This window comes from Streptomyces sp. NPDC001373 (genome assembly GCF_042895815.1).
Taxonomy (GTDB): Bacteria; Actinomycetota; Actinomycetes; order Streptomycetales; family Streptomycetaceae; genus Streptomyces.
Genome location: NZ_JBIAWQ010000009.1, coordinates 271,415 through 286,794, shown reverse-complemented (window position 1 = coordinate 286,794; position 15,380 = coordinate 271,415). Strand labels below are relative to the sequence as shown.

Below are 15,380 nucleotides of genomic sequence, written 5' to 3'. Positions count from 1 at the left end.
CGTCGGCCAGGTCGTCCCGGCTCCCGCCGGCCGGCCGTCCCGGTGCTAGCGCTTGCGCGACAGGGTGAGGCCGTCCGAGACGGCCAGCAGGACGGAGTCCATGCGGGTGTCCGCCATGACGTGCTCGTTGAACGCGCGGACGCTCGCACCCCTGCTGTCGGGCGACTCGTCGAGCACCGTCCCGTGGAAGAGGGTGTTGTCCGTGACGATCAGCCCGCCCGGCCGCATCCTCGGTACGAGCTCCTCCCAGTAGAGGATCTGGTTCTGCTTGTCCGCGTCGACGTAGGCCAGGTCGACGTGCGGTTCGGCCGGCATGGCGCGCAGCGTGTCCAGGGCGGGGGCGATGCGCAGGTCGATGCGGTCCGCGACGCCGGCCGCCTCCCAGGCCTCGCGGCCGTACGCGGTCCACTCCTGCGACACGTCACAGGCGATCAGGCGGCCGTCCGCCGGGAGGGCCTGGGCCATGGACAGGGCGGAGAAGCCGGTGAAGGTGCCGACCTCCACGATGTGCTTCGCGCCCGTCAGCCGGACCAGGAAGGCCAGCAGGGGCCCCTGCTCCTCCGCCGACTGCATGCCGGCGGACTCGGGGAACTTCTCCCAGGTGGTGGCGACCAGCCCCCGCTGGATCTCGTCCAGCGGGGGATTGTGCGCGAGGACGTAGCGGTAGAGCTCGTCGGTGATCTTGGTGCTGTTGCCCTTGGTCATGCGGCCAGTGTCGCAACCGCCCGGCCGAAGGAGCGGACGATCTCCTCACCGGCGAGTACACCGGCCTCGTGCAGGGCCGTCACCGTCGGCGCCGTCCAGCCCGCGTCGGCCAGTTCGCCGTGTCCCGGCCGCCAGGCCCGGTCGGCCGCCAGCAGCAGGTCCGCGTCGAGCAGGGAGTCGCCGGCGGCGAGGGTGGTGTGGGCGCCCGTGCGGCGGGCGACCTCGCGCATCGCGGCGCTCTTGGTCAGCGGGCGCGGCACGGCGTAGATCTTGCGGCCCTGGAGGGAGACGGTCCAGCCCCGCTCCTCGGCCCAGCGGGTGAGGGCCTTGAGCCACTCGTCGGGGACCAGCGCCCGCTCGACGACCAGGTACGCGAAGAGGTCCTCCGCGACCCGGGCCTTGCGCAGCCACTGCGGGTCGGACACGTCCAGCAGGTGCTGCTGGACCTCCTCCAGCGGGGCGCACTCCTCGGCGAGCCGCCGGGCCACCACGCGCCGCCAGTCGCGGTCGGGCACGCCGTCCACCAGCAGCTGTCCGCCGTTGGCGCAGATCGCGTACGGCGCCGGTGGTCCGGGGAAGCGGATCCGCTGGTACTGCTTGCGCGTACGGGTGGTGGTCGGGACGAACACCACCGCCGGGCCGGCGGCCAGTTCGGCGAGCAGCGCCGCCGCCGTCTGCGTCATGAAGGACAGCGGCCTGCCCTCGTGCACCTCGACGCACAACAGCCGGGGGGCCTGCGGGTCGGGCATGGTCAGGCCGAGGGCGGCCGCCGAGTAGATGAGCGTGCGGTCGAGGTCACTGGCTACGAGGACGGTCACTTGGCTGCCACTGCCTTTCCGTCGGCGCCCGTGGCGCCGCGCGTGAAGCGGGGGTGGATGAGTCCTACACAGGTGTACGGGAGGTCGTCGACCTCTTCGACCGGCACGCCGCGCTGCCCGGCGAGCAGGCGGACGTGGTCCAGGTCGGCGCCGGCGCCGCGCTGGGCCAGGATCCTCCACGGCACGCGGCGCAGCAGTACACGGGTGGTCTCGCCGACGCCGGGCTTGACCAGGTTCACGTCGTGGATGCCGTACTCCTCGCTGATCCGCTCGACCGCCGCCCAGCCCACCCAGGTCGGGGTGCGGTCGGCGGCGAGGAGTTCCTTGACCTCGGCGTCGACGGCCTCGGCGACCTCGTCGAAGCGGGCGGCGACGGCGTCCACGAAGGCGCCCGAGACGTCGGCGCCGGCCAGCTCCCGGTAGAACTTCGCGCCGTGGAAGTCGTCGGGGCCGACCAGGTCGGAGCGGAGCACCGTGCGCGAGACCAGTCCGGAGACGGTGGAGTTCAGGCAGGCGGAGGGGATCAGGAAGTCCTCGCGGGTGCCGTACGTCTCCACGCAGGCGCCGGGGTCGGCGAGGACCACGATCTCCGGGTTGAAGCCCTCGAAGCCGGACAGGGCCTCGCGCAGTTCGCGCGTGATGGCGCCCTTGCCGGTCCAGCCGTCCACGAAGACCACGTCGGCCGGGTCGTGATGGGCCGCGAGCCAGCGCAGGGCGTTGGCGTCGATGCCGCGGCCGCGCACGATGGAGACGGCGTAGTGCGGCAGGTCGAGGCCGTGCCGGGCGGCGGCCCAGCGGCGCATCAGCACGCCGACGGGGGTTCCGGCGCGGGCCAGGGACACCAGTACCGGGGAGGGGGAGCGCTCCGCGAGCACCGTCTCGGTGACGGTGCCGACGGCGCGGGCCACGCGGGCGGCGGAGGCAGTCAGGGCGTCCTGGTAGAGCTTCTGGTAGCGCTCGGAGGGCTGGTACTCGACGGGCAGGGACTCGGCGTAGTGCGCGCCGCCCGCCTGGATGGCCTCCTCGCGCTCCTCGGTCGGGGCCTCCAGCTCGACGGCGGAGAGGTCCTGGAGCAGCCAGCCGACGTCCTCGGGGGCGTACGAGGAGAAGGCGGGCCCCCGCAGGGGCTCCGGCAGGGTCGGCTCGGACATGGTCGGCTCCTGCCGGTGGGGCGCGTCGGGTATGCCGGGCGCGTACGAGGGGACGACGGCCAGCACGACGCGGCCGGTGTGCGGGGCCAGGGCGGCGAGCAGCCCGGTGTGCAGGCCGGGGGTGTCGCCGGCGGAGTCCACGACGGCGACGACGGCGTCGAAGCCGGCGCCCGCGACGTTGTAGGCGTAGCGGTCGCCGGGACCGTCGGCCGGAGCGTCGTGCGCGGGGAAGACGAGCCGGGTGCGGATGGCGTAGCCGGGGTCGTCGACGGCGAGGACGGGCGAGCGGGTGGTCGAGGAGAAGCGCACCTCGTCCGCCGCCCCCGACTCCTCCAGGGCCGCCGCCAGGCGCAGCGGGGCGTACATCAGCTCCTCGTTGCCGAGGACGAGGACCCGGCCGGGCCGCTCGCCCAGCCCGGCGGCGACCTGCCGGGCGAGGGCGGGCAGGGCCGCCTCCAGCGCCTCTCGGTGGCCGGGGGTGAAGCCGTGCCGGCCCCCGTCGGGGACCCCGGCGGGCCACTCGAGGGCGACGCGGGCGTACGGGGCCCCTGCGGGGCCCCTCGCGGTGTCGCCCCCGAAGGCGGGCCCGGCCGTGCCCCGCGCCTCGTGTTCCTCGACCAGGGCCTGGCCCCTGGCCAGGACGCCCTCCGGCAGGCAGACCGTGCCGGAGGCCAGGGCGACCAGGTCGACGCGGGCGCCCAGCTCGGCGGCGAAGGCGGTGAGACGGTCCCGGTCGGCGGCGGAGCGCATGTCGACGAGGGCGACGACCACGTAGTGGCGGCGCGGGTGGCGGGCGTGCAGGTCGCGGATGGTGTTCAGGACGGTGTTGCCGGTGGAGAACTCGTCGTCGACGAGGACCAGCGGCCCGTCGCCCGCCAGCAGCTTCGGGTCCTCGGGCAGCAGCAGGTGCGAGGTGGCGTGCGAGTGCGCCTCCTCGAAGCCGCCGGCGGGCCGCATGCCGGGCACCGGGCGGCGCGTGGAGTGCAGGTACGGGGCCGCGCCCAGGCCGTCGGCGACGCAGTGGCCCAGCCCGGTGGCGGTCTCGGCGTAGCCGAGGACCAGGGCGGAGGCGGAGCGGTCGCCGAGGAGCTCCCGGACCCGCTCGCCGAGCCCGTATCCGGCGGCGTAGACGGTCGCGGGGGACTGCGGGACGTGCTTGCCCAGCACCTGGGAGACCAGCAGGTGGGCGCGCTTGGGGTTGCGCCGCAGCGCGAGCCCGAGCAGTTCGGCGAGCCGGGCCGCGCCCTGCGGGCCCTCGCCCGCCGGACCCTCCAGGCGTACGCCCAGCCGCTGCGCCACCCAGGTCCCCGGCCACTGCGCGTCGATCGTCTTGCCCTTCATCGCCGTCCTCGTCGTCCGCTGCGGCCCGCTCACAGCTTGAGCCCGGCCGTCAGGAGGTCGACGAAGCCGACCTCCTCCTTCGCCACACCGAAGACCTCGGCGCGCAGCATGGTGCGCTCGGCCCAGGCCCGGTGGGGCTTCACCTCGTTCATCTTGTTCGTGTAGGCGGAACGCATCACGCCGCCGCCGTCGCGCTCGGGCCGCAGGATGTCCTGGGCGTCGCTGAACTCCTCGTGGGAGACCACCGACAGCGCGTGCACCGGCGTGACGTGGGCGGGGTGGATGCAGGTCTTGCCCAGCAGCCCGTTGGCGCGGTCCAGCTCGACCTCGCGCAGCAGCCCGTCCAGGTCGTGTTCGATCAGGGCGGTGCGCAGTTCCTCGACGCCCTCCTCCAGGAAGGGGCTGCGGCGCAGCTGCGGCTTGAAGAGGCGCTGCTGGCTGCGGAAGTACTCCCAGACGGGGCCGGTGACGGTGAAGCCGGTGCCGTCGGCGCGGCTGAGGACGTTGACCACGTCGGCGATGACGCCGGCCACGATCTGGACGTCGTACGCGGTCATGTCGGGGGTGCGGCGCAGTCCGTACACGGAGCAGAAGTCGGTGACACCCAGGCGCAGGGCCAGGACGCGCTCGCGGTGGCGGTCGACGGTGCGCGAGATGCCGGCGAGGGCCCCGGCCCGGGTTTCGAGGTGGAGGAGGTCGGGGGTCTCCAGCACGGGCATGGCGTACAGCCGGGGCAGGCCGCTGACGGCCTCGGCGTGGGCCACGGCGTCGAGGAAGCCCGTCCCCCGGTCCGCCGTGAACTTCGGAAGTACGAATCCGGCCAGGTTCCGCGCGGATGCGCCGAGGCGGCGGACGAGGTCGGGTATCTGCTCGGGGGTGCGGACGCGGATGAAGAGGAGCGGGAGCTCTCCGGCGGCGGCGTCCGCACCGGGTCCGGCGTCGAGCTCGGCGAACTGGCGGACGAGGTTCTCCTCGCCGTCGACCACGTCGGCGTCGCTGATGGAATCCTCCAGGCAGAGGACCATCGAGACCACGCCGCGGCCGGCCTGCTTGCGGATGTCGGCGGCCAGGCGCGGCCGGGTGGCCGGGCTGTAGAGGGTGGCCCCGAGCGCTGCGGCGAGCGTGCGGGCGGGTGAGGCCAGGGTGAACTCGGCGGGCTCCTGGTGGAAGAGGCCCTCACGGACCGTGGGCGATATATGCCCGAAGTGACGCATGTGCTTCCCCCGTACTGCCTCAGAGGCCCGACTGGCGTGGCCGGTAATAGTACGTACGAACGTGAGTCAAGAGTTCCTCAAGCACATGAAGTTCCGGTAACCCTCTCGCACCATGCCCAGCTCCACCGTTCCGGACAAGGCCCTACGGGGGGCCGCATTGTTCCTCCCCCGCCCGGGAGGGCAGGATGACGGGCATGACGCACGCGATGCAGAAGGGCTCGAACATCCCGGTGGCCGCCACGGCGGTCCGGGCGGTGCTGCGCTGGACCACCGGGCCCGAGGTGCCGGACGTGGACGCCTCCGCGCTGCTCGTGGGGGCGGACGGGCGCGTGCGCTCGGACGAGGACTTCGTGTTCTACAACCAGCCCCGCCACCCCTCGGGGTCCGTCTGGCGCCTGGGCAAGAAGCAGGTGGGCGACGGGGTGACCGACGCGGTCCAGGCGGATCTGCGGGCCGTCCCCCCGGCCGTGGACCGGATTCTGGTGGTGGCCTCCGCCGAGGACGTGCCCTTCCAGCGGGTGCACGACCTGCGCATCCAGCTCTACGACGCCTCCCCCGGCGCCGGGGCGGAGCCGCTGGCCCACTTCGACGTGCGGCCGGAGACGGGCGCCGAGACGGCGCTGATGTGCGGCGAGCTCTACCGCCGGGGCGAGGGGTGGAAGTTCCGCGCGCTGGGCGAGGGCTACTCCAACGGCCTGGTGGGGCTGGCGACGGACCACGGGATCTCCGTCGACGAGAACGCCGGCGAGGCCGCCGAGGGCGCCCCCGCGGCTCCCCCGGCCGCCGCGGGGGCCGGGGACGACCGGACCGCCGCCATGCGCCCGCCGGCGCCCGCCTCGGTCACCCAGGCCCCGCCGCCCGTCCAGCCCGCCTACGGCTACCCGCAGCAGGTCTCCCCGGTGCCCGTGCCGGCGCCGGGCGGGGACCCGTCGTTCCGGCTGCCGGTGCAGGGCCCGCAGTTCATCCGCCGCTGACGGCCGGGGCGCCGCCGCCGGGGCTCAGGCCTTGGTCTTGTAGCCCCGGCCCCACTGGAGCCCCCAGCCGTACAGCCGGTCGAGCTCGGCCTGGAACCCGTACACGAACTTCACCTCGCGGCGGACGACCAGCTCGCCCTTGACGTTCTGGAGGGAGACCACCGCGCAGGAGCGGGCCTGCGGGTGGCGCTCCTCCAGGGGGATCTCGATCCTCGGGCCCGCGGTCGGGTAGAGGGTGACGAGGGCGTGCGTGCGGTCGAAGGCCGGGGTCTGGTCGTAGATGTAGACGAAGACCAGCAGCCGCTTGATCTGGTCGGCGTGGTCGAGGTTGACGTAGAGGGTCTCCCCTGAGGGGGAGCCGAACCGGTCGTCCCCGCTGAGCTTCACGTACGGCGGGTCGTTGAGGTCGCCGAGCAGGTTGCCCAGCGGCTGTACGGCGCCGCGGGTGCCGTCCGCCAGCTCGTACAGGCACCCCATGTCGAGGTCGACGTTCACCATGCCCTGGGTGTGGGCCTGCACCATGTCGGGCTTGAACAGCTTGAACGGGTGGCGGAAGAGCTGCCCGCTCTGGCCGGAGCGGCCGCCGATGTCCGAGGTGCGCATCCGCCAGGAGAGGTTCACCCGGAGGTTGCCGTGGACGGCCTGCTGTTTGGTGAGCGAGACGGTCGGCTGCCGTTTGGTCAGCTCGATGGCGTTCGACGAGGCGTTGCCCGAGTCGAACCGCATGGCGCGGGCGCCCCTGACCCCGTCGAAGAACCCGTCGAAGAACCCCATGTACCCCAACCCCCCTGGTCGGTCCGTGCGCGGATATGCGGCGGGGGGGGGGGGGGGGGGGGGGGGGGGGGGCCCCCCCCCCCCCCCCCCCGCCGGTGAAGAGACGGCTCGTGTAGGAGCGTTCCGCAATCGGGGCCGGGTCACACCCCGGCGCCGACCTCCGCGGGCTCTCCGTCGCCGCCCTCGGCCTCCAGCCGCTTGTTGCGGCGCACGGAGGACCAGAAGGACCAGGCGATCAGCACGACGCCGACGAGGCCCGTGATGACCTCGTTGATCTCGTACTGGATGGTGACGAGCAGGATCACGGCGAGGGCGCCGATGGCGTAGTGCGCGCCGTGCTCCAGGTAGACGTAGTCGTCGAGAGTGCCCTGGCGGACCAGGTAGACCGTGAGCGACCGGACGTACATGGCACCGATGCCGAGGCCGAGGGCCATCAGCACGATGTCGTTGGTGATGGCGAAGGCGCCGATGACCCCGTCGAAGGAGAAGGAGGCGTCGAGGACCTCGAGGTAGAGGAACATGAAGAACGCGGCCTTGCCGGCCATCGCGACGGCCGAGACGGGCTTGCCGCTCTTCTTGGCCGCTTCCTCCGCCTCGTGCTCGGCCTCCTCCTCTTCCTCCAGTCTGTTCTCGAAGTAGCCGGAGAGGCCTCCGACGATCATGTAGGTGATCAGGCCGAGGACTCCGGAGATCAGGACGGTCTGCGCCTTGTCCACGTGGACCCCGCCGTGCTGGTGGGCCTGGGTGGCGAAGGTCATCGAGGTGATGACGAGGATGATCAGCGCGATGCACGCGGACAGCATGTCGATCTTGCCGAGCTTGGCGAGCGGGCGTTCCAGCCAGGCGAGCCACTTGATGTCGCGGTCCTCGAAGATGAAGTCGAGGAAGATCATCAGAAGGAACATGCCGCCGAAGGCGGCGATGGACGGGTGGGCGTCCGTGACGAGCTGCTGGTATCTGTCCTTGTCGGTCATCGCGAGATCGACGGCCTCGAGGGGCCCGATCTTGGCGCTGATCGCGACGATCACGACGGGGAAGACCAGGCGCATGCCGAACACGGCGATGAGGACGCCGACCGTGAGGAAGATCTTCTGCCAGAAGGCATTCATCTTCTTCAGGATTCCGGCGTTGACCACCGCATTGTCGAAGGACAGCGAGATCTCGAGGATCGTCAGGATCGCCACGATCCCAAAAGCGGTCCACCCCCCGTAGAACACCGCTGCGGCCAGACCGAGCGCAGTGACTGCGAACGACCAGCCGAAGGTTTTGAGAACCACTGGCACCCCATCGTCTTGTACGGCTTTACGAAACGTTGACCCCGAAGTCTAGAGCGATGCCCCGCAGGCCCGACGCGTACCCCTGTCCCACCGCACGGAACTTCCATTCGCCCCCGTAGCGGTAGACCTCGCCGAAGATCATCGCCGTTTCGCTGGAGGCGTCCTCGGTCAGGTCGTAGCGGGCGAGTTCCTGGTCGTCCGCCATGTTCACCACACGGATGAAGGCATTGCTGACCTGGCCGAAGCTCTGCCGGCGGCTGTCCGCCTCGTGGATGGAGACGGGGAAGACGATCTTGTCGACCTGGGCCGGGACCTTCGTGAGGTCGATGATGATCGACTCGTCGTCGCCCTCGCCCTCGCCGGTGAGGTTGTCGCCGGTGTGCTCGACAGATCCCTCGGGGCTCTTCAGGTTGTTGTAGAAGACGAAGTACTGGTCGCCGAGCACCCGGCCGTCGCGGCAGAGCAGCGCGCTGGCGTCGAGGTCGAAGTCGGCCCCCGTGGTCGAGCGCGCGTCCCATCCGAGGCCGATCAGAACCCGGGTGAGGTTCGGTGCCTGCTTGGACAGGGAGACGTTGCCCCCCTTGGCGAGTGTGACGCCCATGATGTGGTCCTCCCCGAACGACGTGGTGATGGTGGCCGCGCCACCCGGCTCCATGGTGGCAAAGCCGGTCCGGCGCCGTACACAGAGGTGCACGGCGCCGGACGTACGAACTTCTCTCGGCTCAGACGTTGACGCCGAAGTCCTGCGCGATACCGCGCAGACCCGAGGCGTAACCCTGGCCGATGGCGCGGAACTTCCACTCCGCGCCGTTGCGGTACAGCTCGCCGAAGACCATGGCGGTCTCGGTGGAGGCGTCCTCGGAGAGGTCGTAGCGGGCGAGCTCGCTGTTGTCGGCCTGGTTCACGACGCGGATGTAGGCGTTGCGGACCTGGCCGAAGCTCTGCTGGCGGCTCTCGGCCTCGTAGATGGAGACCGGGAAGACGATCTTGGCAACGTCGGCGGGGACGCCGGCCAGGTTGACCTTGATCGCCTCGTCGTCGCCCTCGCCCTCGCCGGTCAGGTTGTCACCGGTGTGCTCGACCGAGCCGTCCGGGCTCTTCAGGTTGTTGAAGAACACGAAGTTCGAGTCGGTGGCGACCTTGCCCTGGTCGTTGGTCAGGATCGCGCTGGCGTCGAGGTCGAAGTCGACACCGGTGGTGGTGCGGGCGTCCCAGCCCAGACCGACGATGACCGCCGTCAGGTTGGGCGCGGCCTTGGTCAGCGAGACGTTGCCGCCCTTGCTGAGGCTGACTCCCACGAGTCCTCCATTGGTGTGTGTGGGGCGGTGCCCCGCGTGCGTTGCTAACGGATCAACGTTTAGATCCTAGTGACGGGTTCCCGCCCACAGGCGGTTTTCACGGCGAACCCGTCCGGGCGTCCTCAGAGGCTGTCGAGGGCCTTGATGTACTCGTTCAGGTCACGGGCGTCGGGCAGCCCGTTGACGACGCTCCAGCGCACGACGCCGTCCTTGTCGATGACGAAGGTGCCGCGGACCGCGCAGCCCTTCTCCTCGTCGAAGACGCCGTACGCGCGGGAGGTCTTCCCGTGCGGCCAGAAGTCGGAGAGCAGCGGGTACTCCAGGCCCTCCTGGTCGGCGAAGACGCGCAGGGTCGGCACGGAGTCGTTGGAGACGGCCAGCAGCTGGACGTCGTCGTTCTGGAAGCGGGGCAGCTGGTCGCGCAGCTCGCAGAGCTCGCCGGTGCACACGCCGGTGAAGGCGAACGGGTAGAAGAGCAGCACGACGGCCTTCTCCCCCCGGAAGTCGGAGAGCCGCACGGTGGCGCCGTGGTTGTCCTTGAGCTCGAAGTCCGGGGCCTTGTGTCCGACCTCGATCGCCATCTCTCGCATCCCTTCGTTCCTGTGGTCCCGCACGGGGCCGTTCGGGTGAGACCCACCCTAAGGCCGGTCCCGGCCGATCGGGCCGCCGACGGGCGCGGCGCGCCGCGACGGGCACGGCCGGCGGCGGTGCGGGGCCCGGAACGCGCACACCCCGCCGGGCCCGGTGTGATCCGGGCCCGCGGGGTGTGCGTCCCACTTGGCTGCGGGGAGCGGCTCAGCGCTTGGACTTGGCCGCCTTCGGCGTCACCAGCTTGGTGGAGGTCCACTCCTTGCCGACGGGCAGGCCCTTGGCCAACGAGAGACCGGCGGTCTCGGCGGCCTCGCTGATGTCGCTGGCCTCGACGTAGCCGTCACGGCCCGTCTTGGGGGTCAGCAGCAGGATCAGTGCGCCGTCCTCGACCAGCTCGGTCGCATCGACCAGGGCGTCCGTCAGATCGCCGTCCTCGTCGCGGAACCACAGCAGCACCGCGTCGGCGACGTCGTCGTAGTCCTCGTCGGCGAGCTCACTGACGAGGTCCTCGACGGTTTCACGGAATTCCTGATCGACGTCCTCGTCGTAGCCGATCTCCTGGACCACCTGTTCGGACTGGAAACCCAGCCGGGCGGCCAGGCTCTCCGCGTGGTCCGCGGTCGCGCTCACGGGGTGCCTCCTGCTCATGTTCGGTGAATGTCTTTCGGCGGCGCGCGTACGCGCAGCATTGGGCGTAGTCCACACGGGCGCGGCGGATCGCGCAAGTACCCGGCCGCCGAGACCGTCGAAACGGTGACGATTGCGGCCGTCTCGCCGCAACTTTCAGGGTTCCCGAGGGGACCACCGGTGATTCATCCCACACCATTCCAGCGCATTCGGCACCGCAGAGGACTTTCCTACCTGTTTGAGGGACGAACGTCCTTACGAACCCGGTGATCGTCCTGGGCGTAAGGTTGCGATTTGGCCCCGCCGAGTCCAGGACCGGCACGGCCCGCCCGGCGCTCCTTCCCCGCTCCAGGTGTTACCCAGTGGTAGAGGTGAAGATTTCGCCCGGGCGTAAGACCATGGGAGGCGGCGACCCAAGGCACGACTCCCCTGACAGCGAAGGAACAGCGTGGCTTCCGCATCCGATCGCAATCCGATCATCATTGGCGGCCTGCCGAGCCAGGTCCCGGACTTCGACCCGGAGGAGACCAAGGAGTGGCTCGACTCCCTGGACGCCGCCGTCGACGAGCGGGGCCGTGAGCGCGCCCGCTACCTGATGCTGCGACTGATCGAGCGGGCCCGCGAGAGGCGCGTGGCCGTCCCCGAGATGCGCTCCACGGACTACGTCAACACCATCGCGACCAAGGACGAGCCCTTCTTCCCCGGCAACGAGGAGATCGAGCGCAAGGTCCTCAACGCCACCCGCTGGAACGCGGCCGTCATGGTCTCGCGCGCCCAGCGCCCGGGGATCGGCGTCGGCGGGCACATCGCCACCTTCGCCTCCTCCGCCTCCCTCTACGACGTGGGCTTCAACCACTTCTTCCGGGGCAAGGACGAGGGCGACGGCGGCGACCAGATCTTCTTCCAGGGCCACGCCTCCCCCGGCATCTACGCCCGCGCCTACCTGCTCGACCGGCTCTCGGAGCAGCAGCTCGACGCGTTCCGCCAGGAGAAGTCGAAGGCCCCGTACGGCCTGTCGAGCTACCCGCACCCGCGGCTGATGCCGGACTTCTGGGAGTTCCCGACCGTCTCGATGGGCCTCGGCCCGCTCGGTGCGATCTACCAGGCCCGGATGAACCGGTACATGGAGGCCCGCGGGATCGCCGACACCTCCAGGTCCCACGTCTGGGCGTATCTCGGCGACGGCGAGATGGACGAGCCGGAGTCGCTCGGCCAGCTGTCCCTGGCCGCCCGCGAGGGCCTGGACAACCTGACCTTCGTCGTCAACTGCAACCTCCAGCGCCTCGACGGCCCGGTGCGCGGCAACGGCAAGATCATCCAGGAGCTGGAGTCGATCTTCCGCGGCGCCGGCTGGAACGTCATCAAGCTGATCTGGGACCGCTCCTGGGACCCGCTGCTGGCCCAGGACCGCGACGGCATCCTGGTCAACAAGATGAACTCCACCCCCGACGGGCAGTTCCAGACGTACGCCACCGAGTCCGGCGCGTACATCCGCGAGCACTTCTTCGGCGGCGACCAGCGGCTGCGCGCGATGGTCGAGAACATGACCGACCGGCAGATCCAGCACCTGGGCCGCGGTGGCCACGACCACAAGAAGGTCTACGCGGCCTACGCGGCGGCCAAGGCCCACAAGGGCCAGCCGACGGTGATCCTGGCGCAGACGGTCAAGGGCTGGACGCTCGGCCCGAACTTCGAGGGCCGCAACGCCACGCACCAGATGAAGAAGCTGACGGTCGACGACCTCAAGCGCTTCCGCGACCGGCTGCACATCCCGGTCACCGACGCGCAGCTGGAGAGCGGTGCCCCGCCGTACTACCACCCGGGCCGCAACTCGCCCGAGATCCAGTACATGCACGACCAGCGCAGCGCCCACGGCGGGTACGTGCCCACCCGCGTGGTGCGCGCGAAGCCCCTGGCCCTCCCGGACGACAAGGCCTACGCGGCCGCCAAGAAGGGCTCGGGCCAGCAGTCGATCGCCACCACGATGGCCTTCGTCCGCATCCTGAAGGACCTGATGCGGGACAAGGAGATCGGCAAGCGCTTCGTGCTGATCGCCCCCGACGAGTACCGCACCTTCGGCATGGACGCCTTCTTCCCCAGTGCCAAGATCTACAACCCGCTGGGCCAGCAGTACGAGGCGGTCGACCGCGACCTGCTCCTCGCCTACAAGGAGTCCCCGACCGGCCAGATGCTGCACGACGGCATCTCGGAGGCCGGCTGCACGGCCTCGCTGATCGCCGCGGGTTCGGCGTACGCGACGCACGGCGAGCCGCTGATCCCGGTCTACGTCTTCTACTCGATGTTCGGTTTCCAGCGGACGGGTGACCAGTTCTGGCAGATGGCCGACCAGCTGGCGCGCGGTTTCGTCCTGGGTGCGACCGCCGGCCGGACCACCCTGACGGGTGAGGGCCTCCAGCACGCCGACGGTCACTCCCAGCTGCTGGCGTCGACCAACCCGGGCTGCGTGGCGTACGACCCGGCCTACGGCTACGAGATCGCGCACATCGTCAAGGACGGCCTGCGGCGCATGTACGGCCCGACGGAGACGAACGAGCCGGGCGAGGACGTCTTCTACTACCTGACGGTCTACAACGAGCCGATCCAGCACCCGGCCGAGCCGGCGGACGTCGACGTGGACGGCATCCTCAAGGGCATCCACCGCGTCTCGCAGGGCACCTCGGGCGCCGTCGGGGCGCAGATCATGGCCTCGGGCGTGGCGGTGCCGTGGGCGCTGGAGGCGCAGCGGATCCTGGCCGAGGAGTGGGACGTCCGGGCGGACGTCTGGTCGGCGACCTCCTGGAACGAGCTGCGCCGCGAGGCCGTCGCGGTGGAGGAGCACAACCTGCTCCACCCGGAGGAGGAGCAGCGCGTCCCGTACGTGACCCGGAAGCTGTCGGGCGCGGAGGGGCCGTTCGTGGCGGTCTCGGACTGGATGCGCGCGGTACCGGACCAGATCGCGCGCTGGGTGCCGGGGACCTACACCTCGCTGGGCGCGGACGGTTTCGGCTTCGCCGACACCCGCGGCGCGGCGCGGCGCTTCTTCCACATCGACGCCCAGTCGGTGGTCCTGGCCACCCTCACCGAGCTCGCCCGTGAGGGGAAGATCGACCGCTCGGCGCTGAAGCAGGCCGTCGACCGGTACCAGCTGCTGGACGTCGCGGCCGCCGACCCGGGCGCGGCGGGCGGGGACGCGTAGCCGCGACGGGACGGACACGGGCGAAATCACTTTTCCGTGGGGGCGTTGGGACACCTGTCCCAACACCCCCTTCCCGTGTACCTACGATGATCCGTATGAAGGAAACCTCCCGCCAGGCGCGGTGGGAGCGCCGTACTCAGGTCCCCCTGCTGGTGCTCGCCGTGGCATTCGCCGTCGCCTACGCCGTGCCCATCGTCGCGCCGGACGCGGGAGAGGGGGTGCACCGGGCCTGCACGCACGCGGAGTGGGCGGTGTGGGCGGCCTTCGCGGTGGACTACGTGGTGCGGCTGGGGCTGTCCGCGAACCGGCGGGTCTTCGTCCGGACGCACTGGCTGGACCTGGCGGCGGTGGTGCTGCCGCTGGTCCAGCCGCTGCGGCTGCTGCGGCTGGTGGCGACCCTGATGCTGGTGGGGCGGCGGGCGCGGATGGCCCCGCAGATCCGGCTGACCACGTACGTGGCGGGTGCCGTGGTCGGGTTGCTGATGTTCGGCTCGCTCGCGGTGCTGAGCGTGGAGCGGGACGCGCCGCACGGGAACATCAAGAACCTGGGCGACGCGGTGTGGTGGTCCTTCACCACCATGACCACGGTCGGGTACGGGGACCACTCCCCCACCACCGGTCTGGGCCGGGTCCTGGCGGTGGGGCTGATGCTGTCGGGGATCGCCCTGCTCGGTGTGGTGACCGCCAACATCGCCGCCTGGTTCATCGCGCGTTTCGAGCGCGACGACCAGGTGGAGCGGCTCCAGCTGGCGGCCGTCCGGGAACTCCAGGAGGAGGTGCGGGCGCTGCGGGCCGAGGTCGCGCGGCTGGGCCACGGCTCCCGGTGCGCGATGCCCGCCCAGGCCGGCCCGGGGCCCGAGGCGGCCGCCGGCCAGGCCGGGCCTACCGCTCCCACACCTTGAACGCCCTGACCTGGTAGGGGGACTGGGGCAGCCAGACCCCGTCACCGGGGTAGGTCTGGAACTCGCCGGTCTCCGCGCACTCGGCCGACTGGTACGTGGTCACCGGACGCCCGGTGCGGTTGACCAGGGACTGGAAGCCGGCCTTCGGCGGCAGGGCGGTGCAGCTGTTGATGTCGAGGGTGCTGAGGTCGTAGGTCTGCCTGGTGCCCTTGAAGTCGGGTTTCGCCCACAGGCACAGCTCTCCCGTGGCACAGGGCGGGGCCCCGGCGGCGTGGGCGCCGCCGGCGGTGGACGGGATGAGGGCGCAGGCGGCCAGGAGGGCGGCGGCGAGGGTGGTGACGCGTGCGGTGCTCCACGTACGCATGACGGGGTCAACTCCTTGTGGACGTACGGGCCCCGGACCGTTTCCGAGGACTCCGTGGCACCACGCTGACCTGCGACGACGTACGAGCGGAAGGGGCCGCGGGCGGGTCCACCCTGATAGGCGACAGCCCCGCCACGGGGCTGCGGCG

The 15,380-nt window shown here is 71.1% G+C and carries 14 protein-coding genes; 3 read left to right on the top strand and 11 right to left on the bottom strand.

All coding sequences use genetic code 11. The annotated features are described in order from the left end of the window. Positions 1-45: 45 nt before the first annotated feature. Genes ACFY15_RS22090 through ACFY15_RS22075 form a run of 4 tightly spaced genes read right to left on the bottom strand, consistent with a single transcriptional unit; the run spans position 46 to position 5,229 of the window. Positions 46-705 (bottom strand): O-methyltransferase, encoded by a 660-nt coding sequence (locus tag ACFY15_RS22090; RefSeq protein ID WP_390689144.1) that lies wholly within the window; start codon positions 703-705, stop codon positions 46-48. Then, complete coding sequence (locus ACFY15_RS22085) at positions 702-1,523, bottom strand: HAD family hydrolase (RefSeq protein WP_390825972.1); 822 nt, start codon at positions 1,521-1,523, stop codon at positions 702-704. The genes ACFY15_RS22090 and ACFY15_RS22085 overlap by 4 nt, the downstream gene beginning before the upstream one ends. Beyond that, positions 1,520-4,015 (bottom strand): phosphoribosyltransferase, encoded by a 2,496-nt coding sequence (locus ACFY15_RS22080; RefSeq protein WP_390825971.1) that lies wholly within the window; start codon positions 4,013-4,015, stop codon positions 1,520-1,522. The genes ACFY15_RS22085 and ACFY15_RS22080 overlap by 4 nt, the downstream gene beginning before the upstream one ends. Positions 4,016-4,044: 29 nt before the next feature. Continuing rightward, a complete protein-coding gene (locus ACFY15_RS22075) occupies positions 4,045-5,229 on the bottom strand; it encodes an HpcH/HpaI aldolase/citrate lyase family protein (RefSeq protein ID WP_390689141.1) in 1,185 nt (394 codons plus the stop codon). Between the two features lie 194 nt (positions 5,230-5,423). Between ACFY15_RS22075 and ACFY15_RS22070 the strand changes: the two genes are divergently transcribed. Then, on the top strand, positions 5,424-6,203 hold the full coding sequence (locus ACFY15_RS22070) for a TerD family protein (RefSeq protein WP_390689140.1): 780 nt from the start codon (positions 5,424-5,426) through the stop codon (positions 6,201-6,203). A 24-nt stretch (positions 6,204-6,227) separates the two neighbouring features. Here the strand turns inward: ACFY15_RS22070 and ACFY15_RS22065 are convergent, their stop codons facing one another. From ACFY15_RS22065 to ACFY15_RS22040, 6 genes are all read right to left on the bottom strand, one after another. Beyond that, positions 6,228-6,977, bottom strand: a complete 750-nt coding sequence (locus tag ACFY15_RS22065) for a Tellurium resistance (protein WP_366453147.1) — start codon at positions 6,975-6,977, stop codon at positions 6,228-6,230. A 140-nt stretch (positions 6,978-7,117) separates the two neighbouring features. Beyond that, positions 7,118-8,254: a DUF475 domain-containing protein gene (locus tag ACFY15_RS22060; RefSeq protein WP_390689139.1), complete on the bottom strand. Its 1,137-nt coding sequence runs from the start codon at positions 8,252-8,254 to the stop codon at positions 7,118-7,120. A 25-nt stretch (positions 8,255-8,279) separates the two neighbouring features. After that, positions 8,280-8,855, bottom strand: a complete 576-nt coding sequence (locus tag ACFY15_RS22055; protein ID WP_344155774.1) for a TerD family protein — start codon at positions 8,853-8,855, stop codon at positions 8,280-8,282. A gap of 121 nt (positions 8,856-8,976) precedes the next feature. After that, on the bottom strand, positions 8,977-9,552 hold the full coding sequence (locus ACFY15_RS22050) for a TerD family protein (protein ID WP_042816748.1): 576 nt from the start codon (positions 9,550-9,552) through the stop codon (positions 8,977-8,979). A gap of 122 nt (positions 9,553-9,674) precedes the next feature. Further along, positions 9,675-10,133 carry a peroxiredoxin gene (locus ACFY15_RS22045; protein ID WP_390689173.1) on the bottom strand — a complete coding sequence of 153 codons (459 nt, stop codon included), beginning with the start codon at positions 10,131-10,133 and terminating at the stop codon, positions 9,675-9,677. Positions 10,134-10,347: 214 nt separating this feature from the next. Then, positions 10,348-10,773, bottom strand: coding sequence for a DUF3052 domain-containing protein (locus tag ACFY15_RS22040; RefSeq protein ID WP_042819086.1), 426 nt, complete (start codon positions 10,771-10,773; stop codon positions 10,348-10,350). Positions 10,774-11,218: 445 nt separating this feature from the next. On the opposite strand from ACFY15_RS22040, the gene aceE reads away from it, so the two are divergent. Together aceE and ACFY15_RS22030 are read left to right on the top strand one after the other, a co-directional pair. Then, positions 11,219-13,966 carry a pyruvate dehydrogenase (acetyl-transferring), homodimeric type gene (gene aceE / locus ACFY15_RS22035; RefSeq protein ID WP_390689138.1) on the top strand — a complete coding sequence of 916 codons (2,748 nt, stop codon included), beginning with the start codon at positions 11,219-11,221 and terminating at the stop codon, positions 13,964-13,966. Between the two features lie 95 nt (positions 13,967-14,061). Next, positions 14,062-14,868 carry an ion channel gene (locus ACFY15_RS22030; RefSeq protein WP_390689137.1) on the top strand — a complete coding sequence of 269 codons (807 nt, stop codon included), beginning with the start codon at positions 14,062-14,064 and terminating at the stop codon, positions 14,866-14,868. Here the strand turns inward: ACFY15_RS22030 and ACFY15_RS22025 are convergent. After that, positions 14,849-15,232 (bottom strand): peptidase inhibitor family I36 protein, encoded by a 384-nt coding sequence (locus ACFY15_RS22025; protein WP_390689136.1) that lies wholly within the window; start codon positions 15,230-15,232, stop codon positions 14,849-14,851. The two genes, ACFY15_RS22030 and ACFY15_RS22025, sit on opposite strands and share 20 nt — an antisense overlap. Positions 15,233-15,380: the final 148 nt, after the last annotated feature.

Excerpts from the sequence above, each read along its gene's own strand:
- ACFY15_RS22090 (WP_390689144.1), bottom strand. The coding sequence starts at position 705 with ATGACCAAGGGCAACAGCACCAAGATCACCGACGAGCTCTACCGCTAC.
- ACFY15_RS22080 (WP_390825971.1), bottom strand. The coding sequence starts at position 4,015 with ATGAAGGGCAAGACGATCGACGCGCAGTGGCCGGGGACCTGGGTGGCG.
- ACFY15_RS22075 (WP_390689141.1), bottom strand. The coding sequence starts at position 5,229 with ATGCGTCACTTCGGGCATATATCGCCCACGGTCCGTGAGGGCCTCTTC.
- ACFY15_RS22070 (WP_390689140.1), top strand. The coding sequence starts at position 5,424 with ATGACGCACGCGATGCAGAAGGGCTCGAACATCCCGGTGGCCGCCACG.
- ACFY15_RS22065 (WP_366453147.1), bottom strand. The coding sequence starts at position 6,977 with ATGGGGTTCTTCGACGGGTTCTTCGACGGGGTCAGGGGCGCCCGCGCC.
- ACFY15_RS22055 (WP_344155774.1), bottom strand. The coding sequence starts at position 8,855 with ATGGGCGTCACACTCGCCAAGGGGGGCAACGTCTCCCTGTCCAAGCAG.
- ACFY15_RS22045 (WP_390689173.1), bottom strand. The coding sequence starts at position 10,133 with ATGGCGATCGAGGTCGGACACAAGGCCCCGGACTTCGAGCTCAAGGAC.
- ACFY15_RS22030 (WP_390689137.1), top strand. The coding sequence starts at position 14,062 with ATGAAGGAAACCTCCCGCCAGGCGCGGTGGGAGCGCCGTACTCAGGTC.
- ACFY15_RS22025 (WP_390689136.1), bottom strand. The coding sequence starts at position 15,232 with ATGCGTACGTGGAGCACCGCACGCGTCACCACCCTCGCCGCCGCCCTC.